This window comes from Mycobacterium paraffinicum (assembly GCF_025822865.1).
Taxonomy (GTDB): Bacteria; Actinomycetota; Actinomycetes; order Mycobacteriales; family Mycobacteriaceae; genus Mycobacterium; species Mycobacterium paraffinicum.
On record NZ_JACKUR010000039.1, the window covers coordinates 129,958 to 153,858 of the forward strand.

Below are 23,901 nucleotides of genomic sequence, written 5' to 3' on the forward strand. Positions count from 1 at the left end.
GTGGAGCGTTTGCACGCCCAAAGGTGTGACGTACGGTGCAAATGATGCTGGTGTTGTCTTTGGCGCCCTTGACGAACTCTGTGGCCGGCGCCGCCCGTCGCGTTGAGCCGTAGGAGACCTGAGTCGAATGAGACGCACACACCGGGGCTCTACTGCGCAGCCGGTCGCAAGGCTGGTCCGGCCGGTCGTGCCGTCGGTCGTGAGCGTGGCCCTGCTGCTGTGCACGCCCGGGCTGGCACACGGTGATCCCGCCGCCGACAGCTTGGCCGGGTTGATCGCCAACGTCGCCAAGGCCAACCAGCGCCTGGAAAACCTGAGCGCCGAAATTCAGACCGAACAGGAGAGCGTCAACAAGGCACTCGTCGACGTCGAGACCTCCCGTGACAACGCCGCCGCCGCCCAACACGATCTGGAGACCAGCCAGCAGTCGGTCAAAGACGCCAACGCCGCGATCGCCGCGGCGCAGCAGCGGTTCGACACGTTCGCGGCCGCCACCTATATGAACGGCCCGTCGAGCGGTTACCTGACCGCCAGCAGCCCCGACGACATCATCGCCACCGAGGCGGCCGCCAAGACGTTGTCAGCGAGTTCCCAGACGGTGATGGCCAAGCTGCAGCGGGCGCGGACCGAACAGGTGAACAAGGAATCGGCAGCACGGCTGGCCAAGCAGAAGGCCGAAAAGGCCGCGGCCGACGCCAAGGGCAGCCAGGACGCCGCGGTGGCGGCGCTGACCGACTCCAAGCGCAAATTCGACGAACAGCGCGACCAGGTCACTCGCCTGGCCGCCGAACGCGACGAGGCCCAGGCCAAACTCGAAGCGGCCAAACGGCAATGGGCTGCCGGCCCGGGCGGTCCCGCGGCTCCGGCTTCGGGCGACCGATGGGAGACCGGCTCGCCGGGCGCGCCGGCGCCGCAGGCCGGGGCCCGCCGCTGGGACGGTGTGTGGGACCCCACCCTGCCGATGATCCCCAGCGCCAACGTGCCCGGCGACCCGATCGCGGTGATCAACCAGGTGCTGGGCATCTCGGCCACCTCGACGCAGGTCACCGCCGGACTGGGCCGCAACTTCCTGCAGCAGATGGGCATCCTCAAGCCCGACGACACCGGCATCACCAACGCCGCTCCGGGCGGGACCGGGGGGCGCATTCCCCGGGTCTACGGGCGGCAGGCCAGCGAATACGTGATCCGGCGCGGGATGTCGCAGATCGGCGTGCCCTACTCCTGGGGCGGCGGCAACGCGGCCGGGCCGAGCAAGGGCATCGACTCCGGGGCCGGCATCACCGGCTTCGACTGTTCGGGATTGGTCCTCTACTCGTTCGCCGGGGTGGGCATCAAGCTGCCGCACTACTCGGGCTCGCAGTACAACCTGGGCCGCAAGATTCCGTCCTCGCAGATGCGCCGCGGCGACGTCATCTTCTACGGCCCCGGCGGCAGCCAGCACGTGACGATCTACCTCGGTGGCGGCCAGATGCTCGAGGCCCCGGACATCGGTCTGAAAGTCCGCGTCGCGCCCGTGCGCACCAGCGGTATGACGCCCTACGTGGTCCGCTACATCGAGTGGTGAACGAATGAGAACTGAACGGGGAGCCATGCGCCGCAAGCGGATTCGTCTGATCAACTTCGCCTGGATCACCACCGTGGTGACCGGGCTGATGTTGTCTGTCGCCGCCCCGACGCCCATCGCCTCGGCCGACCCCGGCGGGTGGGATCCCACCCTGCCGGCGACGATCAGCGCCGGCGCCCCCGGGGACCCGCTCTCGGTCGCCAACGCCTCGCTGCAGGCCACCGCACAGGCCACCCAGACGACGATGGACCTGGGCAGGCAATTCCTCGGCGGCCTCGGAATCAACATCCTGGGCGACCCGGCTCCCACCGCGGCCAGCCCCACCAATCCCGGCGGCAAGATCCCGCGTGTCTACGGGCGGCAGGCCATCGAGTACGTGATCAAGCGGATGGGGTCGCAGATGGGCGTCCCGTACTCGTGGGGTGGTGGCTCGCTGGACGGTCCCAGCAAGGGCGTCGGCGACGGCGCCGACATCAACGGCTTCGACTGCTCGGGGCTGATGCGCTATGGCTTCGCCGGGGTCGGCGTGCTGATCCCGCGGTTCTCCGGCGACCAGTACAACGCGGGGCGGCACATCCCGCAGGACCAGGCCAGGCGCGGTGACCTCATCTTCTACGGGCCGAACGGCGGCCAGCACGTCACCATGTATCTGGGCAACGGCCAGATGCTGGAGGCGTCCAGTCTCGCCGGCAAGGTGACCGTCAGCCCGGTTCGAAAGCCCGGCATGACGCCCTTCCTGACTAGGATCATCGAGTACTGATCCAGGTGTGTTCGCCCGGCGGGATCCCGGGGGCGAACCACCAGCGTCGACGGAATCCGGCGGGCCTGGAATAGTTGGACGCGGGCACGTCGCGGCCCCACGACAGTCGTGGTGCAAGCAGTCGTGTCCGATTGAGCTGTGGAGGGTTATTGATGACAGCAGCAGGTGGGCCGCCTCCGGGCGCCAGCGGTTACTCGGGCCCGGGTGGTCCTTCCGGCTCGCCGGCCCCTGACGCGCCGTCCGGCGGCGGCAACGGCCTGGCCGCCGAGGTCCACACCCTGGAGCGGGCCATCTTCGAGGTCAAGCGGATCATCGTCGGGCAGGACCAGCTCGTCGAGCGCATGCTGGTCGGTCTGCTCTCCAAGGGGCACGTGTTGCTCGAGGGTGTCCCCGGCGTGGCCAAGACGCTGGCCGTCGAGACCTTCGCCAAGGTCGTGGGCGGCACGTTCGCCCGCATCCAGTTCACGCCCGACCTGGTGCCCACCGACATCATCGGTACCCGCATCTACCGCCAGGGCAAGGAAGAGTTCGACACCGAGCTCGGCCCGGTGGTGGTGAACTTCCTGCTCGCCGACGAGATCAACCGCGCGCCGGCCAAGGTGCAGTCGGCCCTGCTGGAGGTCATGCAGGAACGCCAGGTGTCCATCGGTGGCAAGAGGTTCCCGCTGCCCAACCCGTTCCTGGTGATGGCCACCCAGAACCCGATCGAGCACGAGGGCGTGTACCCGCTCCCCGAGGCCCAGCGGGACCGCTTCCTGTTCAAGATCAACGTCGGCTACCCGTCCCCGGAAGAGGAGCGGGAGATCATCTACCGGATGGGCGTGCGGCCGCCGGAGCCCAAGCAGATCCTGAACACCGGCGACCTGTTGCGGCTGCAGGACATCGCGGCCAACGGCTTCGTGCACCACGCGCTGGTCGACTACGTGGTGCGCGTGGTGACCGCCACCCGCCATCCCGAGCAGCTCGGTATGAACGACGTCAAGACGTGGATCTCGTTCGGCGCGTCCCCGCGTGCCTCGCTGGGCATCATCGCCGCGTCCCGGTCGCTGGCGCTGGTGCGTGGCCGCGACTACGTGATCCCCCAAGACGTCGTCGACGTCATTCCCGACGTGCTGCGGCACCGCTTGGTGCTCACCTACGACGCGCTCGCCGACGAGATCTCGCCGGAGATCGTCATCAACCGGATCCTGCAGACGGTCGCCCTGCCCCAGGTGAACGCCGTTCCGCAGCAAGGGCAGTCGGTGCCCCCGGTGATGCAGGCCGCCGGCGCGGCTAGCGGTCGGTGACCGACCCCCAGCAGCCGGCGGTGCCGCATCCGCCATCGATGCAGCGCGGGCAGATCGTCGACCCGAAGCTGGCGGCGGCGCTGCGGCAGCTCGAGCTGACGGTCAAGCGCAAGCTCGACGGCGTCCTGCACGGCGACCACCTCGGCCTGATCCCCGGGCCGGGCTCGGAGCCGGGGGAGTCACGCGAATACCAGCCCGGCGACGACGTCCGCCGGATGGACTGGGCCGTGACCGCGCGCACCATGCATCCCCACGTCCGGCAGATGATCGCCGACCGCGAGCTGGAGACCTGGATGGTCGTCGACATGTCGGCCAGCCTGGACTTCGGCACCGTCGGGTGCGAGAAGCGGGACCTGGCGGTGGCGGCCGCGGCCGCGATCACGTTCCTCAACAGCGGCGGCGGCAACCGGCTGGGCGCGCTGATCGCCAACGGGGAGACGATGGTCCGGGTTCCGGCGCGCTCCGGGCGCCAGCACGAGCAGACGCTGCTGCGCACCATCGCCACCACCCCCAGGGCGCCGGTCGGGGTGCGCGGGGACCTGGCGATGGCCATCGACGCGTTGCGCCGCCCGGAACGCCGCCGCGGCATGGCGGTGATCATCAGCGACTTCCTGGGGCCGATCAACTGGATGCGCCCGCTGCGGGCGATCGCGGCTCGGCACGAGGTGCTTGCCATTGAGGTGCTCGACCCCCGCGACGTCGAACTGCCCGACATCGGCGACGTCGTGCTGCAGGACGCCGAGTCCGGCGTGACCCGCGAATTCACCATCGATGCGCAGCTGCGTGACGATTTCGCCAAGGCGGCCGCGGCACACCGCGCCGAGGTGGCGCGCACCATTCGCAGCTGCGGGGCCCCGGTGCTGACGCTGCGCACCGACCGCGATTGGATCGCCGACATCGTCCGTTTCGTCGAGTCCCGCAGGCGCGGTGCATTGGCGGGGCGGCAGTGACATTGCCGCTCTTCGGCCCGATGTCCTTGTCGGGCTTCGAACACTCGTGGTTCTTCCTGTTCCTGCTGGTCGTCGCCGGACTCGCCGCGATGTACGTCCTCATGCAGCTGGCGCGACAGCGGCGGATGCTGCGATTCGCCAACATGGAGCTGTTGGAAAGCGTTGCGCCCAAACGGCCTTCGCGTTGGCGGCACGTGCCGGCGATCCTGCTGGTGGCGTCGCTGGTGCTGTTCACGATCGCGATGGCCGGGCCGACGCACGACATCCGCATTCCACGCAACCGCGCGGTGGTGATGCTGGTGATCGACGTGTCGCAGTCGATGCGGGCCACCGACGTGCAGCCGAACCGGATGGCGGCCGCGCAGGAGGCGGCCAAGCAGTTCGCCGACGAGCTGACGCCCGGCATCAACCTGGGGCTGATCGAGTATGCGGGGACCGCCACGGTGCTGGTGCAGCCGACGACCAACCGCGAGGCGACCAAGAACGGGCTGGACAAGCTGCAGTTCGCCGACCGCACCGCCACGGGCGAGGGCATCTTCACCGCGCTGCAGGCCATCGCGACGGTCGGCGCGGTGATCGGCGGCGGTGACAAGCCGCCGCCGGCGCGCATCGTGTTGTTCTCCGACGGCAAGGAGACGATGCCGACCAACCCGGACAACCCGAAGGGCGCGTTCACCGCCGCGCGCACCGCCAAGGACCAGGGCGTGCCGATCTCGACGATTTCGTTCGGCACCCCGTATGGCTTCGTCGAGATCAACGACCAGCGCCAGCCGGTGCCCGTCGACGATTCCACGATGAAGAAGGTCGCCGAGCTCTCCGGCGGGAGCTGGTACAGCGCCGGGAGCCTGGCCGAGCTGAAAAACGTGTATGCGACGCTGCAGCAGCAGATCGGCTACGAGACGATCAAAGGCGACGCCAGCGTGGGCTGGGTGCGGCTGGGTGCGCTGGTGTTGGCGTTGGCGGCCCTGGCGGCGCTGCTCATCAACCGCCGCCTGCCGACATAGCCGCCCTTCGCCCCTCGGCCCTTGCCCGCGAGCGTCACGCCAGCGTGGCTGTCGTCGTCGAGCGTCACGCCAGCGTGGCCGTCGCCCCCGAGCTGGGGGTACCGCCCGCTTGCGGGGGACTCGGGCTGCATCCCAGGGGGACATTTCAACCACGCCGAGCCCAGGCGCTAGGTTGACGGGGTGACTGACACGGCCACCGAGAACACCACCGAAAGTGCCGCCACCGGCGGCAAACCCGCATTCGTATCCCGCTCAGTCCTGGTGACGGGCGGAAACCGGGGCATCGGACTGGCGATCGCGCAGCGGCTGGCCGCCGACGGCCACAAGGTGGCCGTCACGCACCGCGGATCCGGGGCGCCCGAGGGGCTGTTCGGCGTTGTGTGTGACGTCACCGACAACGATGCGGTCGACCGCGCGTTCAAAGAGGTCGAGGAGCATCAGGGTCCGGTCGAGGTGCTGGTGTCCAATGCCGGCATCTCGAAGGACGCCTTCCTCATCCGGATGACCGAGGAGCGTTTCGAGGAGGTCATCAACGCCAACCTCACCGGGGCGTTCCGCGTGGCCCAGCGCGCGTCGCGCAGCATGCAACGCAAGCGGTTCGGCCGCATCATCTTCATCGGGTCGGTGTCCGGCATGTGGGGCATCGGCAACCAGGCCAACTACGCGGCCGCCAAGGCCGGCCTGATCGGCATGGCCCGCTCGATTTCCCGCGAGCTGTCCAAGGCCGGGGTGACCGCGAACGTTGTCGCCCCCGGCTACATCGACACCGAGATGACCCGGGCGCTGGACGAGCGGATCCAGGCGGGCGCACTGGAATTCATTCCGGCCAAGCGGGTCGGCACCGCCGAGGACGTCGCCGGGGCGGTCAGCTTCCTGGCGTCCGAGGATGCGGGCTACATCGCCGGCGCGGTCATCCCGGTCGACGGCGGCATGGGCATGGGCCACTGAATTCACCCACGACACAAGGATATTAAGGACTGACATGGCAGGACTGCTCGACGGCAAACGGATTCTGGTCTCCGGGATCATCACCGACTCGTCGATCGCGTTTCACATCGCCAAGGCGGCCCAGGAAGCGGGGGCGCAGTTGGTGCTGACCGGGTTCGACCGGTTGCGCCTGATTCAGCGCATCGCCGACCGGCTGCCGGAGAAGGCCCCGCTGATCGAGCTCGACGTGCAGAACGAGGAGCACCTCAACAGCCTCGCCGAGCGGGTCACCGCCGAGATCGGTGAGGGCAACAAGCTCGACGGCGTGGTGCACTCGATCGGCTTCATGCCGCAGACCGGGATGGGCATCAACCCGTTCTTCGACGCGCCCTACGAGGATGTCTCCAAGGGCATCCACATCTCCGCGTATTCGTATGCGTCGCTGGCCAAGGCGCTGCTGCCGATCATGAACCCGGGCGGGTCCATCGTCGGCATGGACTTCGACCCCAGCCGGGCGATGCCGGCCTACAACTGGATGACGGTGGCCAAGAGCGCGCTGGAATCGGTGAACCGGTTCGTTGCCCGCGAGGCGGGCAAGTTCGGGGTGCGCTCTAATCTCGTTGCGGCGGGCCCCATCCGGACGCTGGCGATGAGCGCGATCGTCGGCGGCGCGCTCGGCGAAGAGGCCGGCGCCCAGATGCAGCTGCTGGAAGAGGGCTGGGACCAGCGCGCACCGATCGGCTGGAACATGAAGGACCCCACGCCGGTCGCCAAGACGGTGTGCGCCCTGCTCTCGGACTGGCTACCGGCCACCACCGGCACAATCATCTTCGCCGACGGCGGCGCCAGCACCCAATTGCTATAGGTGCCAATGGAATTCGATGCCGTCCTGCTGCTGTCCTTCGGCGGCCCGGAGGGGCCCGAGCAGGTGCGGCCGTTCCTGGAGAACGTCACCCGCGGGCGCAACGTGCCGCCCGAACGCCTGGACGACGTCGCGCAGCACTACCTGCATTTCGGTGGGGTGTCACCGATCAACGGGATCAACCGCGCCCTGATCGCCGAGCTCCAGGCGGAGCAGGATCTGCCGGTCTACTTCGGCAACCGCAACTGGGATCCCTATGTTGAAGGCACCGTAAAGAGCATGCGTGACAACGGTGTTCGGCGTGCCGCGGTGTTCACCACGTCGGCGTGGAGCGGCTACTCGAGCTGCACGCAGTACACCGAAGACATCGCCCGGGCGCGCCGCGCGGCCGGACCCGATGCGCCCGAGCTGGTCAAGCTTCGGCCCTACTTCGACCACCCGCTCTTCGTCGAGATGTTCACCGGCGCCGTCGCGGCGGCGGCGCAGGGCGTGCCCGATGGCGCGAGGCTGGTGTTCACCGCCCACTCGGTTCCGGTGGCCGCCGACCAGCGCCTGGGCCCGAGGCTGTACAGCCGTCAAGTCGCCTATGCCACAAGGCTTGTCGCGGCTGCGGCGGGCTACTCCGATTTCGATCTGGCCTGGCAGTCGCGTTCGGGCCCGCCGCAGGTGCCGTGGCTGGAGCCCAGTGTCGAGGATCATCTCTCCGCGCTGGCCGCGGCGGGCACTGAGGCCGTCATCGTCTGCCCGATCGGGTTTGTCGCCGACCACATCGAGGTGGTCTGGGATCTTGACGAGGAGTTGCGAGCCCAGGCCGAGGCGGCGGGGCTGGCGTTCGCCCGGGCCGCCACGCCCAACGCCGATCGCCGATTCGCCCGGCTGGCCGCCGATCTCATCGATGAGCTGCGCACCGGCCGGCATCCGGCCCGGGTGGCCGGCCCCGACCCGGTGCCCGGTTGTTTGGCCAGCGTCGACGGCGCGCCGTGCCGTCCGCCGCACTGCGCAAGGCGAGACGAGGCTTAGCGGTTCGCCGCCATCAGGGCTAGTCGGCCCACGCCGAGTGCAGGATCGCGGTGACGGCGGCCATCCGCGCCGAGCGCACCACGGCGGTCAGCGGCCGCAGCGCGTCGCTGGCGATGCGGGCCTCCGAAGAGGACTGGGTGCCGAACGGTTCCGGGCCGGCTGCGACGGGCGCGGTGAAGCGCTCCGGGTAGTCGGGTGACCGACTGAGGCCAGCGCTGACCGCGATGATGGCGTCGACGTGCGCGGCATTCTCCAGCACCCGCAGCGCCCGGGTCGGCGCATGGTCGGGAACCCGGTGCTGCCGTGCGGATTCCAGCAGCTGCTCGACGAGTCCCCGCGGATCGTCGATGTCGGCCGCGGCCGTTCCCAGCCCGATGGCGCCGAGCGCGTCGGCGGCCGACCGCACCGCGGACCGCAGCGTGTATTCGGCATCGCCGAGCTCGTAATGGTCGAGGACCGGCGCGCCCGGCAGCGAGTACACCGTCCAGGACAGCGCGCACAGTTCGGGGAAGTCCTCCGGCTCCTCGTCGTAGGAGAACTCGGGGACCAGCCCGACGGTGGTGGCCGGATCGTGTGGGTTGGCGATGATGATCGCCTCGCCCGCGGCCAGGGCGTCCCGCTGGAACTGCGTCCCGGGGGCCAGCCCGCGCACGTCGCCGGGCACCGGCAAAAGCATATTGATCGTCCCGCGCAGCCGGCCCGGGCCGTCCGGTGTGGGTGCCGACCGGCCGACCGCGGCGCGCAGCGTCTGCAGCAGCGTCACCGTTCCGGCGTCGTGCACGTCGGGCCACGGCAGCCCGGTGTGACCGGCGGCGACCGCATCATACGCGGTGACCGATTGCTTTGGCGCCCATACCGATAACGCGTCCAAGACGTCGTCGGGCGCGGCCTTGCCTGCGAGCCAGGCGTTGGCCCACAGGGACAGCGAGACACTGGGACACCACACGATTCCGCAGTGTAGTTGTTTTGCCCGGCAAAGGCGGATCACGCGTATTCTGGCCGCATGCACGCCGCGGTGCTCTGGCTAATATTCGCGCTGGTGCTTGCCGGTGCGGAGGCCCTCACCGGCCATATGTTTTTGGTGATGCTCGGCGGCGGTGCGCTGGCCGCGGCGATCACAAGCTGGCTGACGGACTGGCCCGGCTGGGCGGACGGGATCGTGTTCCTCGTCGTTTCGGTGCTGCTCCTGGTGCTGGTCCGGCCGGCGCTGCGGCGGCAACTGACGCCCGCGCACGTGCCGCAGATGGGTATCGAGGCGCTGGAGGGCAAGCACGCATTGGTGCTCAAGCGAATCGCCCGCGACGGGGGCCAGGTGAAGCTCGACGGCGAGGTGTGGACGGCGCGTCCGCTCAACGATGGGGATGTTTACGAACCGGGGGAGTCGGTGACCGTCTTGCAGATCGACGGCGCCACGGCGGTGGTCTTCAAGAGCGGTCCATGACGGCCGCGCGAGGACGCTGCCAGAGACCCTGGTAGAGAAAGGAAGTCCCGTGCAAGGTGCGGTTGCTGGTTTGGTGTTGCTGGTCGTCTTGGTGATATTCGCCATCGTCGTGGTGGCGAAGTCGGTGGCCCTGATACCGCAGGCTGAGGCCGCTGTGATCGAGCGGCTGGGTCGATATAGCCGGACGGTCAGTGGTCAGCTGACGTTGTTGGTGCCGTTCATCGACCGGGTCCGCGCGCGGGTGGACCTGCGCGAGCGGGTGGTGTCGTTCCCGCCGCAGCCGGTGATCACCGAGGACAACCTGACCCTCAACATCGACACCGTGGTCTACTTCCAGGTCACCGTGCCGCAGGCGGCCGTCTACGAGATCAGCAACTACATCGTCGGCGTGGAGCAGCTCACCACCACCACGCTGCGCAACGTGGTGGGCGGCATGACGCTCGAGCAGACACTGACGTCACGCGACCAGATCAACGGTCAATTGCGCGGCGTGCTCGACGAGGCGACCGGTCGCTGGGGCCTGCGGGTCGCCCGGGTCGAGTTGCGCAGCATCGACCCGCCGCCGTCCATCCAGGCGTCGATGGAAAAGCAGATGAAGGCCGACCGCGAGAAGCGGGCGATGATCTTGACCGCCGAAGGTAACCGGCAGGCCGCGATCACCCAGGCCGAAGGCGCGAAGCAGGCGCAGATCCTGGCCGCCGAGGGCGCCAAGCAGGCCGCGATCCTGGCTGCCGAGGCCGACCGGCAGTCCCGCATGCTGCGCGCCCAAGGTGAGCGCGCCGCGGCCTACCTGCGGGCACAGGGGCAGGCCAAGGCCATCGAGAAGACGTTCGCCGCGATCAAGGCCGGCAGGCCCACCCCGGAGATGCTGGCCTACCAGTACCTGCAGACGCTGCCGGAGATGGCGCGCGGTGACGCCAACAAGGTGTGGGTGGTGCCGAGCGACTTCAACGCGGCGCTACAGGGATTCACCAGAATGCTGGGCACCCCGGGTCAGGACGGAGTGTTCCGGTTCGAGCCCTCCCCGGTCGACGACACGCCTCAACACGCCGCTGAATCGGACGACGCGGACATCGCCGACTGGTTCTCCACCGAGACCGACCCCGCGATCGCCCAGGCGGTGGCCAAGGCCGAAGCGAGCGCCCGCCAGCCGGTGGACGGCACGCTGCCGGGGACGCCGCCGCAGTTGGCCCAATAGGATTGCCGGATGAGCCTTTTCACTTCGCCGAAGACCTACGTGGCGCTCGGCGCCTTCCACGCCGTGGACGCCGTGTTGTGCGGTGTCCAGGTGGCACCGATCAGGAAGGTTCTCGATGACGTTGGGTTGCCGGAGAACGTTCGCCCGGTGCTGCCGGCGGTGAAGGGGGCAGCCGCCGTGGGCTTGCTGTCGGTCAGCCGGTTCCCGGTCCTGGCGCGGGTGACGACGGCGATGCTGACGGTCTATTTCGTGTTGGCGCTCGGCGCGCACATCCGCGTCCGCGACAAGGTCGTCAACGCGCTCCCGGCCGCGGTGTTCCTCGCTACCTTCGCGGTGATGACGGCGAAGGGGCCGGACCGCAACTAGTCCAGGCGCAACTCGACCAGTGGCAGCGGTGTGCCGGTTTCGGTGATCGGTACCCCGAGCGTTTCCTCCAGCACCGGCCTCATCTGCTCCCAGGCCTGGCGATGACGGCTGACGTAGGCGGCCAGCGCGCGGTCGGCCTCCTGTTGGTCGAGGATGCGCGCGGTGGCGCGCCTGGGTGCGTGGCTGCCCGCGTAGACACGCACCCGCGGGTTGGCCTGGATGTTGCGGAACCACTGCGCCTTTCGGCCGAATCCGGAGGCGACGACGTAGGTGTCCGGCGAGGAGTGACCGACCACCTCCAGCACCACATAGCGCGCCGCGCCGGACTTGCGGCCAACATGCTCGAGCATCAGCAGGCGCGAGCCGAACAGCGCGCCCGCGCGGGCCTTGTAGATCCAGATCGGCGCGCGCATCAGTCGACGCGACCGCAGCACGTGTGCGCCGAGCCTGGGCAGAAAAGGCGCGGGTCGCCCAGCCATCAGGCGTGCGTTCCCGGCGGCAGCGGTGGCGCGGGGACGACGCCCGGCGCGGACGTAGGGGCCGGCGGCGACGGGTAGACGCACCCGCCGCCCGCCTGCGACGACAGCGGCGGCGGGTAGGGCGGCGGCGGAAGCTGGACCCGGACCGTCCAGACCAAGCCGGTGATCGCGAAGGCGGCGAGCGCGCCGAGCACCAGGCCGGCCAGCCCGGCGACGGCGGCGACGCCGGCCGGGAAGCGGCGGGTTCCGATGTTGTCCGAGGTCATGCGTTCTCCACTGTCGTCGGATGTCGGTGATCCAGACGCTACTGGCGAGACGGCTGCCGCCGTCACGATTTGATTGACGTGACGGCGGCAGGCTGGTCAGCTGTGCGGAGACGGTGGCGCCGGCGGGGTTGGCGGGGAAGCTTCGCCGGGCGGCCCGAACCCGTGCGGCGGCCCGGGCGGGCCGGGCGGCGGCGCAAACCCGAAGCCGCCCATGGGCCCGCCCATCGGCGGGGGAGGCGGTCCGTGCTGCAGCGCCATCATCGGCGGTGGCCCGGGCGGTAGCGGCGGTCCGGGCGGCCCGGCGCTGATGATCCAGGCGAAGGCGATCGCCGCGATGGTGCCGGCCGCGCCGATCAGCGCGCCCGCCACCCCGACGCCGACCACCATTGGGGTCGAGTGGCGGCGAGGCTCACGCGGGGGATGGGCGGCCGGTGGCGGTGCGGGTGGATGGGTGTCGATGTCGTCGTTTGTGGTCATGGCACCGGAAGGTAGGAGTTGGAACTGAAGTGGACCTGAAGAAACTGTCACCCCGTGAGTCACTTGGGTCACCAGCGAAGGTGAGCGACGTCGTGCCCGTCTCAGAGCGACAACGCGAGGACGCCATCCCGGGGAGCTTGGCTTGGCGCTCTGAGGCGGGCAATTCGTCGCATCCCTACGTTCTTGGGATTGGTGGGGCTGCGGTGACAGGCGCTTCAGGTTGGTTTCAGAACCGGCGCCGACAATGGGAGGCATGACGAACAGCCCCCGGGTCGCCGCCGGCCAGTTCAGCGTCGGCGCGCCCCGGGTCCTGGTGGTCGAGGACTCCGAGACGATTCGCGAAATGGTCAGCGAGGCGCTCATAGACGTCGGCTATCACACCGTCGGCCGCCGTGACGGCGACGGGCTCGAGGAGGCGCTGGACGGGCTGCGGCCGGACCTGGTGGTGCTCGACGTCATGCTGCCGGGGCGCGATGGATTCGACCTCATCGGCGTCATCCGCGACTGGGGCGATGTCGGGATCGTCTTGATCACGGCGCGCGACGGCCTGCAAGATCGGCTGCGCGGCCTGGACGGCGGGGCGGACGATTACGTGATCAAACCGTTCGAGCTGGCCGAACTGGTCTCGCGCGTCGGTGCGGTGTTGCGCCGGCGCGGGCGGCTGCCGCAGGTGGTTCAGCTCGGCGACCTGATGCTCGACTCCGACGCCGGCCTGGCCGCGCGCAATGGTCGTCGCCTCGACCTGACGGCAACCGAGCTGCGGCTGCTGGCCTTCCTGGTGGAGCAGCGCGGCCGCATCGTCAGCGCCGGCCAAATCCTGAACGCCGTGTGGGGATACGACGCCTACGACCCCAACCTGGTCCAGGTGCACGTGAGCGGTTTGCGGCGCAAGCTCGAAGCGCACGGGCCGCGGATACTGCACACCGTGCGCGGCATCGGCTACCGGCTGCAACCCCAGCGATCATGACGACTCGGACTCCCTCCCTGCAGCGGCGGGTGACGCTGGTGGTGGTGGCGTTGCTGGCCCTGCTGTTGGTGGTGCTGGGCGTCACCGTCGACGTCAGCCTGGGAGTCCTCGCCCGCAGGAATCTGCACGGCCGGCTGCTCGCGGCGGCGTCGCGCGCCGAGGCGCTGGACGCCGCGCACACCTCGCCCGACCTGTTGGCCGCCGAACTGAACGGCGGTGGCGTGCGCGCGCTGCTGGTCACCGCCGACGGCGCCACCTACGGCGATCGCGGCATCAGTCCCGACACCGTCGCCGGTCCCGTGGTCCCGCCGCCCTTTCCGCCCGCACCGCCTTTTGCGCCGCCGCCGATGATGCCGCCGATGGCACCCGGCCCGAATTTCCCCCCGCCCGGCCTGCCACCCTGGCCGCCCCCGCCCCCGCCACCCCCGCCGGACGCCACCGCGACCGCCCTGGTGCGTCCGCTACCCGACGGCGCCCGGGTGATCCTCGTCGCCGACACCACCCAAACCACACAGGTGACGCACCAGCTGCGTCTGCTGATGATCGGGGCGGGCGTGGCAACCCTGGTCGTCGCCGCGCTGTTGTTGGTGGCGGTCAGCCGCGTGGCGCTGCGCCCGCTGGACCGGCTGACGGCGCTGGCCAACGACATCAGGACGGGTGATCGCGGGCGGCGGCTGCGCCCCGACCGCGCCGATACCGAATTAGGCCGCGCCGCAATCGCTTTCGATGGAATGCTGGACGCTTTGGAAGCCTCCGAGCACCGGGCGCAGCGGGCCGCCGACGCGGCCCAGCGCGCCGAGACGGCCATCCGGCGTTTCCTGGTGGACGCCGCCCACGAGCTGCGCACCCCGATCGCCGGGATTCAGGTCGCCGCCGAGCAGCTCGCCAACAGCGCCTCCCAGCAGCAGGGCGACGACGCGGCAGGCGCTCAATACCGCCGGGCCAGCCTGCTGCTTTCGGACGCTCGCCGTGCAAGCCGGCTCGTCTCGGACATGCTTGATCTGAGTCGCTTCGACGCCGGGCTGCCGTTGGACACCCACGACGTCGATCTGGTCGCGATCGCGGATTCCGAGGCCGACCGAGCCGCCATGCTGGCGCCGCAACTCGCCGTCCGTCGCACGGGCCTGGCCGGGCTGAATGTCAACGCGGACCCCACCCGGCTCGCGCAGATCCTGTCCAATCTGCTCGACAACGCCCGCCGTTACACCCCGCCGGGAGGCGCCATCACGATCGACGTCCGCGCGCACGAAGGCGCCGCCGAGGTGACCGTCACCGACAGCGGGCCCGGCGTTCCCGACGACGAGCGGGAGCGAATCTTCGAGCGCCTGGTGCGGCTGGACGCCGGGCGTGCCCGCGACCACGGCGGCGCCGGGCTGGGCCTGCCGATCGCCCGGGCGCTGGCGCGCGCCCACGGCGGCGAGCTGGCGTGTTTGCCGCACGACGGCGGTGCCGAATTCCAGCTCAGCGTGCCGGTGGCGCAGGTGAGCGGTGACCGCCCCGGGTGAGGCGGCCACCGCTCGGTGCGGCTAGCGCGACGTCAGAATCCCGGCGGCGGTGGCCGGAACGGGTCGCCCGGCCCGGGTGGTGGCGGCCCAACCGGTCCACCCGGTCCCGGCGGCCCGCCGAACGGTCCCCCCGGATGCGGCGGTCCCGGCTGCCCCGGCGGCGGTGGCGGCGGTGGATCTGCACTCGCCACCGCGACCCCGAAGCCGGCCACGCCCGCCCCGAGGGCGCCTGCGAGCAGCGAACCGGCAATGAGTTGTTTGATCTTCACTGGGCCCATCTCTCCTTGCTGTTGACGGTCATTCACCCGTTGTGTGCGCATTCGAGTACGCGCACCGCATCGGTGCTGCGACCGTAGAAAGTCAGCCTGAAGCCAGCCTGAAGACGGCGCGGAGCGTCAGCCGGACGCGGTTGCCGCGGTCACGGCGGTGAGATGCCACTTGTCCAGCCACGGCTGGATCAGTTCGGCGACCGAGAACTTCGCCGGGACCGAACATCCGGACTTGGGCCTGTTGGGGTTACCCCCGCGGATCAGGATGCCGACGGCGCGAACGGTGCCGTTGCCTTCATCGAGATAGACCGGGCCGCCGGAATCGCCGCACTGGCCGGGCGCCATGAACACGACCTTGCTGCCGGTGACTTCGGTGATCTGTCCGCAGGTGGCTTCGCCCGAGCCCATGCCGAATTTGCAGAGTTCCTGGCCGGGTTGCAGGTTGGTGGCGACGCCGGAGACCGGCAAGGAGGCACCGATGGCCGGGTTCTGGGGAACGTTGTCGCCGTTGAGCACGATGAGGCCGATGTCGTGCTGTTCGTTGTGAACGCCCTCGCTGACCGTCTGGCTGAACGTGCCCAGCGTCGCGTAGGGGAGGATGCCGGCGAAGTTCATCGTCACCCTGCTGGCTCCGCCGGGGCGGTTGCAGTGGCCCGCGGTGAGGACACCGGCCTGGCCTGTGCTGGTGCGCACCAAAAACCCAGCGGTGCAGCCCATTCCGCCCGACCCATCGGCGTACTGGACGTAGATGCCCGCACCGGGACCGACGGCGGTCGACGCGGGCAGATCGATCGGTGACAGGAGCGGCGGCAGGGCGGGTTCGTGGGCCGGGCCGGTGTTTCTCGACAGCGTGTAGACGGCGGTGATGAAGGCGGTGGCGCAGAAAAGCGACGCGATGACCAACAACGCGGAATGCATCCTGGACCGCGGCGGGTACGGCGCTTGGGTTCCGGCCCACAGCCCCCCTTTGAGCGATGCCGGCAGTTCTGCGCCCCAGCTTGCCAGCTTCGGCCCGGGCGGCCGGGGCGATTAGTCAGATTCGTTGCGGGAGTTCAGCTGATGGCGGCCGGCTCGGGGGAGGGCCGGTCCCCGACGGAACTGTGCGCGCGGCGATGGTGCCGGCGGTAGTGGCGGATCTCGACCACCAAGCCCGTCAGACCCAGGGTCGCCGTGCACAGCGACACCAGGTACAGCAGCGAGCTGGGGTGCCCGGCGAGGGCGTCGCCGAGGATCACCACGGCGGCGGTGCCGGGCAGTAGGCCGCCGAGCGTGGCCAGCGTGTACGGCAGGACGCGCACCGTCGACGCACCGGCGGCGTAGTTGATCGCTGAAAACGGTACGGCGGGGATCAGGCGCAGCGACAAGATGGCCAGCCAGCCCCGTTGCCGCAACCGCTCGTCCACGGTGTCGATCGACCGGTGGCGAACCAGCCGGTTCAGCCGCCAGCCGACCGCGCGCACCAGCAGCATCGCGATCACCGCGCTCGCGGTGCTGGCAACCACCGCGATCGCCACACCCGTCAACGGGCCGAACAGCAGCCCGGCGGCCAGGGTGAACGCCGTCCGCGGGACCGGCACCACGGTGGCCACGATGTGCGCGGCGAGAAATGCCAGCGGGAACCAGGGTCCGACCGACTCCGCCCAATCGCGCATCTGCACCGGGGTGGGCACTGGCAGCCATGAGGCGGCCGCGATCAACAGTGTGATACCGACCACTGTGGCAATCGCCCGGGGACGCGACAGCAGACGCGCGGCCGCGCCCAGCGTGCCGCCGAGGTCGCGCAGCGTCCGGTTGATTCTGCAGGTGGCGGAAGCCGTCACGCTTGTAAAGGTTACGGGGCGCAGATGAATAACTCGTTTCCCGAGGCTGGCGTTTCATCACCGGCCTGCCTCGCCGGTCACGCCGCGCGGTTTTCAGCCGACAGGCTCGATCAATTAGCCTCATCAGTAAGTCGCAGGCCCCATTTGCTGGCAAAAAAGGGAGCAATCGGTGTCCATTGATGTACCCGACCTCGCCGAACTAGAACAGGTTCGCGGGCGTTGGCGCAGTGCGGTCGCCGGCGTGCTATCGAAAAGCACCCGGAAGGACCCCGAGGAGCTCGGCGACCAGCCCGAGCGGCTGCTGGAAACCCCGACCTATGACGGCATCGCCGTCCGGGCGCTGTACACGGCGCTGGACGAGCTGCCGGAACCGCCGTTGCCCGGCGAGTGGCCTTTCGTGCGGGGCGCCGACGCGCTGCGCGACGTCAAGTCCGGCTGGAGGGTGGCCGAAGCGTTCCCCGCCGACCGCGTCGCCGGGGTCGCGGCCGAGGACGTCAACTCGGCGGTGCTCGAGGCACTCGGCAACGGGGCCAGCGCGCTGGTCCTGCGGGTGGGCGAATCCGGCGTGACGGTCGACCAGCTCGCGGACGCCCTGCAGGGCGTGCACCTGAGCATGGCGCCGGTCATCGTCGACGCGGGCGCGGACTACTCCGCCGCAGCCGACGTCATGTTGGCGTTGGCGGCCGGCGTCGAACCAGACCAGCGCGAAATACTCTCGATCGACCTGGGCGGCGACCCCTTCACCGCGGCACTGAGCGATCGTCCCGTGCCCTCGGTGGACGAGGTCGTCGCGATCGCCAAGCGCTCGGCCCGGGAGCGCGGCGTGCGTGCGATCACCGTCGACGGGCCCGCCTTCCACAACCTGGGCGCCAACGCGACGTGGGAGCTGGCCGGCACCGTGGCTGCCGGGGTGGCCTATCTCCGGACGCTCACCGGGTCGGGCATGTCGGTCGGGGAGTCGTTGCGGCAGATCAGTTTCCGGCTGGCCGCCGACGACGACCAGTTCGTGACACTCGCCAAGATGCGGGCCGTGCGCCACCTGTGGGCGCGGGTCGCGGAGGTCGTCGGTGACCCCGACGGCGGCGCCGTCACCCTGCACGCCGAAACGTCGCTGCCGATGATGACCCAACGCGACCCGTGGGTGAACATGCTGCGCTGCACGCTGGCCGCGTTCGGTGCGGGCGTCGGCGGCGCCGACACCGTGCTGGTGCTCCCGTTCGACGTGGCGATCCCGGGCGGCTTCCCCGGCACGGCCAGAAGCTTCGCGCGCCGGATCGCCCGCAACACCCAGCTGCTGCTCCTAGAGGAGTCGCACGTCGGCCGGGTGCTGGACCCCGCCGGCGGTTCCTGGTTCGTCGAGGACCTCACCGCCCGGCTCGCGGAGCAGGCCTGGGAGCACTTCCAGGCCATCGAGGCGCGCGGCGGGTTCGTCGAGGCGCGCGAGTACATCGCCGACCAGATCGCCGAGGTGGCGGCCCGACGCGCCGACGACATCGCGCATCGCCGCACCGCGATCACCGGTGTCAATGAGTTCCCGAATCTCACCGAACCGGCTCTGCCGCATGATGATTCGTCGGATTCGCCGCTGGCTGCCGGAAACCTGCAGCGGTACGCCGCCGCATTCGAGGCCTTGCGCGATCGTTCCGACGCATTTCTGGCCCGCACCGGCGCGCGTCCGCAGGCGTTGTTGCTTCCGTTGGGCCCACTGGCCGAGCACAACATCCGGGCCACATTCGCCGCCAACCTGCTGGCATCGGGTGGCATCGAAACCGTCAACCCGGGCACGGTCGACGCCGCCGGTGTCGCGAAGGCGGTCGCCGACGCGGGATCACCGGGCGCGGCGGTCATCTGCGGTACCGACAAGCGTTACCAGGACGAGGCCGCCGCGATCGTCGAGGCGGCCCGAACCGCCGGTGTGTCGAGGGTCTACCTGGCCGGACCGGAGAAGGCCATTGGCGACGCCGAGCACCGGCCCGACGAATTCCTGACCGCGAAAATCAATGCGGTCGAGGCCCTTTCGAACCTGCTCACTCGACTGGGAGCGTAACCGCAATGACCACAACCGCACCCGTGATAGGTAACTTCGCCGACGTCCCGCTGAACGGCGAACGCCCGCTGCCGCCGCCCACCGAAGCCGCGGTGGAAAAGCACGTCGCGGCTGCCGCGGCGGCGCACTGGTACACGCCCGATCAGCTCGAGTGGCACACGCCCGAAGACATCGCCGTCAAACCGGTGTACATCGGCGCCGACCGGGCCGCCGCGGTGGCCGGCGGTTACCCGCTGAACAGCTTTCCCGGCGAACCGCCCTTCCTGCGCGGCCCGTACCCCACGATGTACGTCAACCAGCCGTGGACCATCCGCCAATACGCCGGGTTCTCCACCGCGGCGGAGTCGAATGCGTTCTACCGCCGCAACCTGGCGGCCGGCCAGAAGGGCCTGTCGGTGGCCTTCGACCTGGCCACCCACCGCGGCTACGACTCCGACCATCCCCGTGTCCAGGGCGACGTCGGAATGGCCGGCGTGGCAATCGATTCCATCCTCGACATGCGCCAGCTGTTCGACGGCATCGACCTGTCGACGGTATCGGTGTCGATGACGATGAACGGCGCCGTGCTGCCGATCCTGGCGCTCTACGTGGTGGCCGCCGAGGAGCAGGGGGTGCCGCCGGAGAAATTGGCCGGCACCATCCAGAACGACATCCTCAAAGAATTCATGGTGCGCAACACCTACATCTATCCGCCCAAGCCGTCGATGCGGATCATCTCCGACATCTTCGGCTACACCAGCGCGAAGATGCCGAAGTTCAACTCCATCTCGATCTCCGGCTATCACATCCAAGAGGCCGGGGCCACAGCCGATTTGGAGTTGGCCTACACGCTGGCCGACGGTGTCGACTACATCAAGGCGGGCCTGGACGCCGACCTGGACATCGACAAGTTCGCGCCGCGGCTCTCGTTCTTCTGGGGCATCGGGATGAACTTCTTCATGGAGGTCGCCAAGCTGCGGGCGGGCCGGCTGCTGTGGAGCGAGCTGGTGGCCCAGTTCAATCCGAAGAACCCCAAATCGCTGTCGCTGCGCACACATTCGCAGACCTCCGGCTGGTCGCTGACCGCACAGGACGCGTTCAACAACGTCGCGCGCACCTGCATCGAGGCGATGGCCGCGACCCAGGGGCACACCCAGTCGCTGCACACCAACGCCCTCGACGAGGCGCTGGCGCTGCCCACGGACTTCTCCGCGAGGATCGCGCGCAACACGCAGCTGCTGCTGCAGCAGGAGTCGGGCACCACGCGGCCCATCGACCCGTGGGGCGGCTCGTATTACGTGGAGTGGCTGACCCACCAGCTCGCGCAGCGGGCCCGGGCGCACATCGCCGAGGTTGCCGAGCACGGCGGCATGGCCCAGGCCATCAACGAGGGCATTCCGAAGCTGCGCATCGAGGAGGCCGCCGCGCGGACCCAGGCGCGCATCGACTCCGGAATCCAGCCGGTGATCGGCGTCAACAAGTATCAGGTCGAAGAGGACCAAGAGGTCGAGGTCCTCAAGGTCGAGAACAGCCGGGTGCGCGCCGAGCAGCTTGCCAAACTCGAAGAGCTGCGGGCCGGCCGTGACCAGTCCGCGGTCGACGCCGCGCTCGCCGACCTGTCCCGGGCCGCCGCCGCGCATGGTCGCGCCGGCGAGGACGGGTTGGGTAATAATCTGCTGGCGCTGGCGATCAACGCCGCCCGGGCCAAAGCCACGGTCGGGGAGATCTCCGACGCGCTGGAAAAGGTATACGGCCGGCACCAGGCGGAGATCCGCACCATCGCCGGCGTCTACCGGGACGAAGCCGGAAAGGCCCAGAACATCGCAACCGCCACCGAACTAGTCGAGAAGTTCGCCGAGGCCGACGGCCGCCGGCCCAGGATTCTGGTGGCCAAGATGGGCCAGGACGGTCACGACCGCGGCCAGAAGGTGATCGCGACGGCCTTCGCCGACCTCGGCTTCGACGTCGACGTCGGCTCGCTGTTCTCCACGCCCGAGGAGGTCGCCCGGCAGGCCGCCGACAACGACGTGCACGTCGTCGGCGTTTCGTCGCTGGCCGCCGGCCACCTGACGCTGGTACCGGCGCTCCGCGACGCGCTCGCTGAGGTGGGACGGCCCGACATCATGATCGTGGTCGGCGGGGTGATCCCGCCCGGTGACTTCGACGAGCTCTACGAGGCCGGGGCCGCCGCCATCTTCCCGCCCGGGACGGTGATCGCCGAGGCCGCGATCGGCTTGCTGCACAAGCTTGCCGAGCGGCTGGGTTACACGCTCGACTAGATGGCAGCCCGCAAGAGCGACACCGTAGACGAGCTGGCCGACGCCGTGCGCGGCGGCGACCGCGCGGCGCTGCCGCGGGCCATCACGCTGCTGGAGTCCACCCGCGCCGACCATCACGAGAAGGCGCAGAAGCTGCTGCTCGCGCTGACGCCGGACTCGGGCGACGCGCACCGCATCGGCATCACCGGGACCCCCGGAGTGGGAAAGTCCACCACCATCGAGGCCCTCGGCATGCATCTGATCGAGCAGGGCCACCGGGTGGCGGTGCTGGCCGTCGACCCGTCGTCGACCCGCAGCGGCGGGTCGATCCTCGGCGACAAAACGCGGATGGCCCGCCTGGCCGTGCACCCGGATGCGTACATCCGCCCGTCGCCGACGTCGGGCACTCTGGGCGGTGTAGCAAAGGCCACCCGCGAGACGGTGGTGTTGTTGGAGGCCGCCGGTTTCGACGTGATCATCATCGAGACGGTCGGCGTCGGTCAGTCCGAGGTGACGGTGGCCAACATGGTCGACACGTTCGTCCTGCTGACCCTGGCGCGTAGTGGCGATCAGTTGCAGGGCATCAAGAAGGGCGCGCTGGAGCTCGCCGACATCGTGGTGGTGAACAAGGCCGACGGGGACCACCTCGCGGAGGCGCGGATGGCCGCCCGCGAGCTGTCCTCGGCGATCAGGCTGATACATCCGCGTGAAACACTCTGGCGGCCACCGGTCCTCACGATGAGCGCGACGGAGGGGACCGGCCTGCAGGAATTGTGGGACACCATCGAACGTCATCGTCAGGTGCTCACCGAGGCCGGCGAGTTCGAGGCGCGCCGGCGCGCCCAGCAGGTCGACTGGACGTGGCAGATGGTGCGCGACACCGTCCTGGATCGGGTGCTGTCCAACCCGAAGGTGCGCAAGATGCGCGCCGACATCGAACGTCAGGTCAAGGCCGGGGAGCTGACCCCCGCGCTGGCAGCCGAGCAAATATTAACGGCTGCGTCAGAATAACGGATAGATAAACAATCCGATTTCGCTCCGGGAAGGTGTGAAATCCAAGTAAATTCAAAAATGTGACGGTGGAAACCCGAGTCGATCGCCGCGCGGTCCCTGTCCACGATGACCTTGACGCAGGTCACCGTGTGTCCGGCGCGGCGGACTCACACTTTGGATGCGTCGTTCGCAGTTTTTCCAGCATGTTTCCCGCCCGCCGCTTCGGCGGCGGCGCGCTGGCGGTGTATCTGGACGGCCAGCCCGTCGTCGACGTCTGGACCGGGTGGTCCGATCGGGGTGGCCACACGCCGTGGTCGGCCGACAGCGCGCCGATGGTGTTCTCGGCGACAAAAGGCATGGCGGCCACCGTCATTCACCGGCTCGCCGACCGGGGGCTGATCGACTACGAGGCGCCCGTCGCCGAGTACTGGCCGGCGTTCGCGGCCAACGGCAAGGCGAACCTCACCGTGCGCGACGTGATGAGGCACGCTGCCGGCCTGTCCGGCCTGCGCGGCGCCAGCACTGAAGACTTGCTGGACCACGTCGTGATGGAGGAACGGCTGGCCGCGGCGGCGCCGGGACGGCTGCTGGGCAAGTCGGCCTATCACGCGCTGACCTTCGGCTGGCTGATGTCCGGCCTCGCCCGGGGCGTGACCGGAAAAGGGATGCGCGCGCTGATCCGCGAAGAGCTCGCCGAGCCGCTGGGCACCGACGGGTTGTACCTGGGTCGCCCGCCGGCCGCCGCGCCGACCCGGGTCGCCCAGATCGTCGCGCCGCAGAACCTCGTGCGGAACCCGGTCCTCAGCTTCGTGACCCGCAAGGTGGCCAACGAGCTGTCCGGCGGGTTCCGGTCCATGTACTTCCCGGGCATGGTCGCCGCCGTGCAGGGCGACACCCCCTTGCTGGATGCGGAGATCCCGGCGGCCAACGGGGTGGTGACGGCCCGTGGGCTGGCACGCATGTACGGAGCCATCGCCAACGGCGGCGAGGTCGACGGCATCCGGTTCCTGTCCCGCGAGCTGGTGGCCGGCCTGACCGGTCGACGGAGCCTGCGGCCCGACCGGAACCTGTTCGTGCCGTTGGCGTTCCACCTGGGCTACCACAGCCTGCCCATCGGGAACGTGATGCCCGGCTTTGGCCATGTCGGGCTGGGCGGTTCGCTCGGCTGGACCGACCCGGCGAGCGGTGTGGCCTTCTCGCTGGTGCACAACCGGCTGCTGACACCGTTCGTGATGACCGATCACGCGGCGTTCGTCGGCATCTACGCCCTGATTCGTAAGGCCGCCGAGAAGGCGCGCAAACGCGGCTTCGAGCCGGTGACCGAGTATGGCGCGCCGTTCTTCGAGCCGGGAGCCGTCGCCGGCTAAAGCGGTTTCGGTTTGCGTTCAAGGGTTTCCACGACCAAGCCGAGTGCGTTGTTCGCCGTTCACCGCCCGCGGAACGCGTCGGTGCGCTTGAGGTTC

Annotated in this window: 24 protein-coding genes; 17 read left to right on the plus strand and 7 right to left on the minus strand. The window is 69.5% G+C overall.

What is annotated here, in order from left to right; translation table 11 throughout:
- The first annotated feature begins 127 nt into the window (after nucleotides 1–127).
- The 8 genes from ripA (at nucleotide 128) to H7J89_RS24385 (ending at nucleotide 8,373) form a co-directional block, all read left to right on the plus strand.
- Complete coding sequence (gene ripA / locus H7J89_RS24350) at nucleotides 128–1,564, plus strand: NlpC/P60 family peptidoglycan endopeptidase RipA (RefSeq protein ID WP_264047479.1); 1,437 nt, start codon at nucleotides 128–130, stop codon at nucleotides 1,562–1,564.
- 25 nt (nucleotides 1,565–1,589) lie between these two features.
- Nucleotides 1,590–2,324, plus strand: coding sequence for an NlpC/P60 family peptidoglycan endopeptidase RipB (gene ripB / locus H7J89_RS24355; protein ID WP_264047563.1), 735 nt, complete (start codon nucleotides 1,590–1,592; stop codon nucleotides 2,322–2,324).
- 152 nt (nucleotides 2,325–2,476) lie between these two features.
- The gene (gene moxR1, locus H7J89_RS24360) at nucleotides 2,477–3,610 is read left to right on the plus strand and encodes a chaperone MoxR1 (RefSeq protein WP_264047481.1); all 1,134 of its coding nucleotides are present in this window, start codon (nucleotides 2,477–2,479) and stop codon (nucleotides 3,608–3,610) included.
- 38 nt (nucleotides 3,611–3,648) lie between these two features.
- On the plus strand, nucleotides 3,649–4,560 hold the full coding sequence (locus tag H7J89_RS24365) for a DUF58 domain-containing protein (RefSeq protein ID WP_067741820.1): 912 nt from the start codon (nucleotides 3,649–3,651) through the stop codon (nucleotides 4,558–4,560).
- The gene (locus H7J89_RS24370) at nucleotides 4,557–5,564 is read left to right on the plus strand and encodes a VWA domain-containing protein (protein WP_264047485.1); all 1,008 of its coding nucleotides are present in this window, start codon (nucleotides 4,557–4,559) and stop codon (nucleotides 5,562–5,564) included. The genes H7J89_RS24365 and H7J89_RS24370 overlap by 4 nt, the downstream gene beginning before the upstream one ends.
- Before the next feature lie 180 nt (nucleotides 5,565–5,744).
- Nucleotides 5,745–6,512 (plus strand): 3-oxoacyl-ACP reductase FabG1, encoded by a 768-nt coding sequence (fabG1, locus tag H7J89_RS24375; RefSeq protein ID WP_264047488.1) that lies wholly within the window; start codon nucleotides 5,745–5,747, stop codon nucleotides 6,510–6,512.
- 34 nt (nucleotides 6,513–6,546) lie between these two features.
- The gene (inhA, locus tag H7J89_RS24380) at nucleotides 6,547–7,356 is read left to right on the plus strand and encodes an NADH-dependent enoyl-ACP reductase InhA (protein WP_066958259.1); all 810 of its coding nucleotides are present in this window, start codon (nucleotides 6,547–6,549) and stop codon (nucleotides 7,354–7,356) included.
- Between the two features lie 6 nt (nucleotides 7,357–7,362).
- Complete coding sequence (locus H7J89_RS24385; protein WP_264047491.1) at nucleotides 7,363–8,373, plus strand: ferrochelatase; 1,011 nt, start codon at nucleotides 7,363–7,365, stop codon at nucleotides 8,371–8,373.
- Between the two features lie 19 nt (nucleotides 8,374–8,392).
- Here the strand turns inward: H7J89_RS24385 and H7J89_RS24390 are convergent, their stop codons facing one another.
- Entirely contained in the window at nucleotides 8,393–9,319 is a 927-nt protein-coding gene (locus tag H7J89_RS24390; protein WP_264047493.1) for an Rv1486c family protein, read from the minus strand.
- A 57-nt stretch (nucleotides 9,320–9,376) separates the two neighbouring features.
- Here H7J89_RS24390 and H7J89_RS24395 point away from each other — a divergent pair, with 57 nt between their 5' ends.
- Genes H7J89_RS24395 through H7J89_RS24405 form a run of 3 tightly spaced genes read left to right on the plus strand, consistent with a single transcriptional unit; the run spans nucleotide 9,377 to nucleotide 11,378 of the window.
- Nucleotides 9,377–9,814 (plus strand): NfeD family protein, encoded by a 438-nt coding sequence (locus tag H7J89_RS24395; RefSeq protein WP_264047495.1) that lies wholly within the window; start codon nucleotides 9,377–9,379, stop codon nucleotides 9,812–9,814.
- A 49-nt stretch (nucleotides 9,815–9,863) separates the two neighbouring features.
- Nucleotides 9,864–11,012 carry an SPFH domain-containing protein gene (locus H7J89_RS24400; protein WP_264047496.1) on the plus strand — a complete coding sequence of 383 codons (1,149 nt, stop codon included), beginning with the start codon at nucleotides 9,864–9,866 and terminating at the stop codon, nucleotides 11,010–11,012.
- A 9-nt stretch (nucleotides 11,013–11,021) separates the two neighbouring features.
- Complete coding sequence (locus H7J89_RS24405; protein ID WP_067202409.1) at nucleotides 11,022–11,378, plus strand: DoxX family protein; 357 nt, start codon at nucleotides 11,022–11,024, stop codon at nucleotides 11,376–11,378.
- Here H7J89_RS24405 and H7J89_RS24410 read toward each other — a convergent pair.
- The 3 genes from H7J89_RS24410 to H7J89_RS24420 form a co-directional block, all read right to left on the minus strand.
- Nucleotides 11,375–11,791: a nitroreductase family deazaflavin-dependent oxidoreductase gene (locus H7J89_RS24410; protein ID WP_264047565.1), complete on the minus strand. Its 417-nt coding sequence runs from the start codon at nucleotides 11,789–11,791 to the stop codon at nucleotides 11,375–11,377. The two genes, H7J89_RS24405 and H7J89_RS24410, sit on opposite strands and share 4 nt — an antisense overlap.
- Before the next feature lie 65 nt (nucleotides 11,792–11,856).
- On the minus strand, nucleotides 11,857–12,123 hold the full coding sequence (locus H7J89_RS24415; protein ID WP_264047498.1) for a hypothetical protein: 267 nt from the start codon (nucleotides 12,121–12,123) through the stop codon (nucleotides 11,857–11,859).
- A gap of 96 nt (nucleotides 12,124–12,219) precedes the next feature.
- Nucleotides 12,220–12,600, minus strand: a complete 381-nt coding sequence (locus H7J89_RS24420; RefSeq protein WP_264047500.1) for a hypothetical protein — start codon at nucleotides 12,598–12,600, stop codon at nucleotides 12,220–12,222.
- Between the two features lie 253 nt (nucleotides 12,601–12,853).
- Between H7J89_RS24420 and H7J89_RS24425 the strand changes: the two genes are divergently transcribed.
- A complete protein-coding gene (locus H7J89_RS24425; RefSeq protein ID WP_372513836.1) occupies nucleotides 12,854–13,567 on the plus strand; it encodes a response regulator transcription factor in 714 nt (237 codons plus the stop codon).
- Nucleotides 13,564–15,072 carry a sensor histidine kinase gene (locus H7J89_RS24430; RefSeq protein WP_264047504.1) on the plus strand — a complete coding sequence of 503 codons (1,509 nt, stop codon included), beginning with the start codon at nucleotides 13,564–13,566 and terminating at the stop codon, nucleotides 15,070–15,072. The genes H7J89_RS24425 and H7J89_RS24430 overlap by 4 nt, the downstream gene beginning before the upstream one ends.
- Before the next feature lie 32 nt (nucleotides 15,073–15,104).
- Here H7J89_RS24430 and H7J89_RS24435 read toward each other — a convergent pair whose 3' ends face one another.
- The 3 genes from H7J89_RS24435 to H7J89_RS24445 form a co-directional block, all read right to left on the minus strand.
- Nucleotides 15,105–15,341, minus strand: coding sequence for a hypothetical protein (locus tag H7J89_RS24435; RefSeq protein ID WP_264047506.1), 237 nt, complete (start codon nucleotides 15,339–15,341; stop codon nucleotides 15,105–15,107).
- A gap of 126 nt (nucleotides 15,342–15,467) precedes the next feature.
- Nucleotides 15,468–16,259, minus strand: coding sequence for a S1 family peptidase (locus tag H7J89_RS24440; protein ID WP_264047508.1), 792 nt, complete (start codon nucleotides 16,257–16,259; stop codon nucleotides 15,468–15,470).
- A gap of 134 nt (nucleotides 16,260–16,393) precedes the next feature.
- Nucleotides 16,394–17,161: a TVP38/TMEM64 family protein gene (locus tag H7J89_RS24445; protein WP_264047510.1), complete on the minus strand. Its 768-nt coding sequence runs from the start codon at nucleotides 17,159–17,161 to the stop codon at nucleotides 16,394–16,396.
- A 169-nt stretch (nucleotides 17,162–17,330) separates the two neighbouring features.
- Here H7J89_RS24445 and mutA point away from each other — a divergent pair, with 169 nt between their 5' ends.
- The 4 genes from mutA to lipL all read left to right on the plus strand — a co-directional run bounded on the left by mutA (nucleotide 17,331) and on the right by lipL (nucleotide 23,805).
- On the plus strand, nucleotides 17,331–19,208 hold the full coding sequence (mutA, locus tag H7J89_RS24450; RefSeq protein ID WP_264047512.1) for a methylmalonyl-CoA mutase small subunit: 1,878 nt from the start codon (nucleotides 17,331–17,333) through the stop codon (nucleotides 19,206–19,208).
- A gap of 5 nt (nucleotides 19,209–19,213) precedes the next feature.
- Nucleotides 19,214–21,466 (plus strand): methylmalonyl-CoA mutase, encoded by a 2,253-nt coding sequence (gene scpA / locus H7J89_RS24455; RefSeq protein ID WP_264047514.1) that lies wholly within the window; start codon nucleotides 19,214–19,216, stop codon nucleotides 21,464–21,466.
- Nucleotides 21,467–22,456 carry a methylmalonyl Co-A mutase-associated GTPase MeaB gene (gene meaB / locus H7J89_RS24460; protein ID WP_264047516.1) on the plus strand — a complete coding sequence of 330 codons (990 nt, stop codon included), beginning with the start codon at nucleotides 21,467–21,469 and terminating at the stop codon, nucleotides 22,454–22,456.
- A 62-nt stretch (nucleotides 22,457–22,518) separates the two neighbouring features.
- Nucleotides 22,519–23,805, plus strand: a complete 1,287-nt coding sequence (gene lipL, locus H7J89_RS24465; RefSeq protein WP_264047518.1) for an esterase/beta-lactamase LipL — start codon at nucleotides 22,519–22,521, stop codon at nucleotides 23,803–23,805.
- Nucleotides 23,806–23,901: the final 96 nt, after the last annotated feature.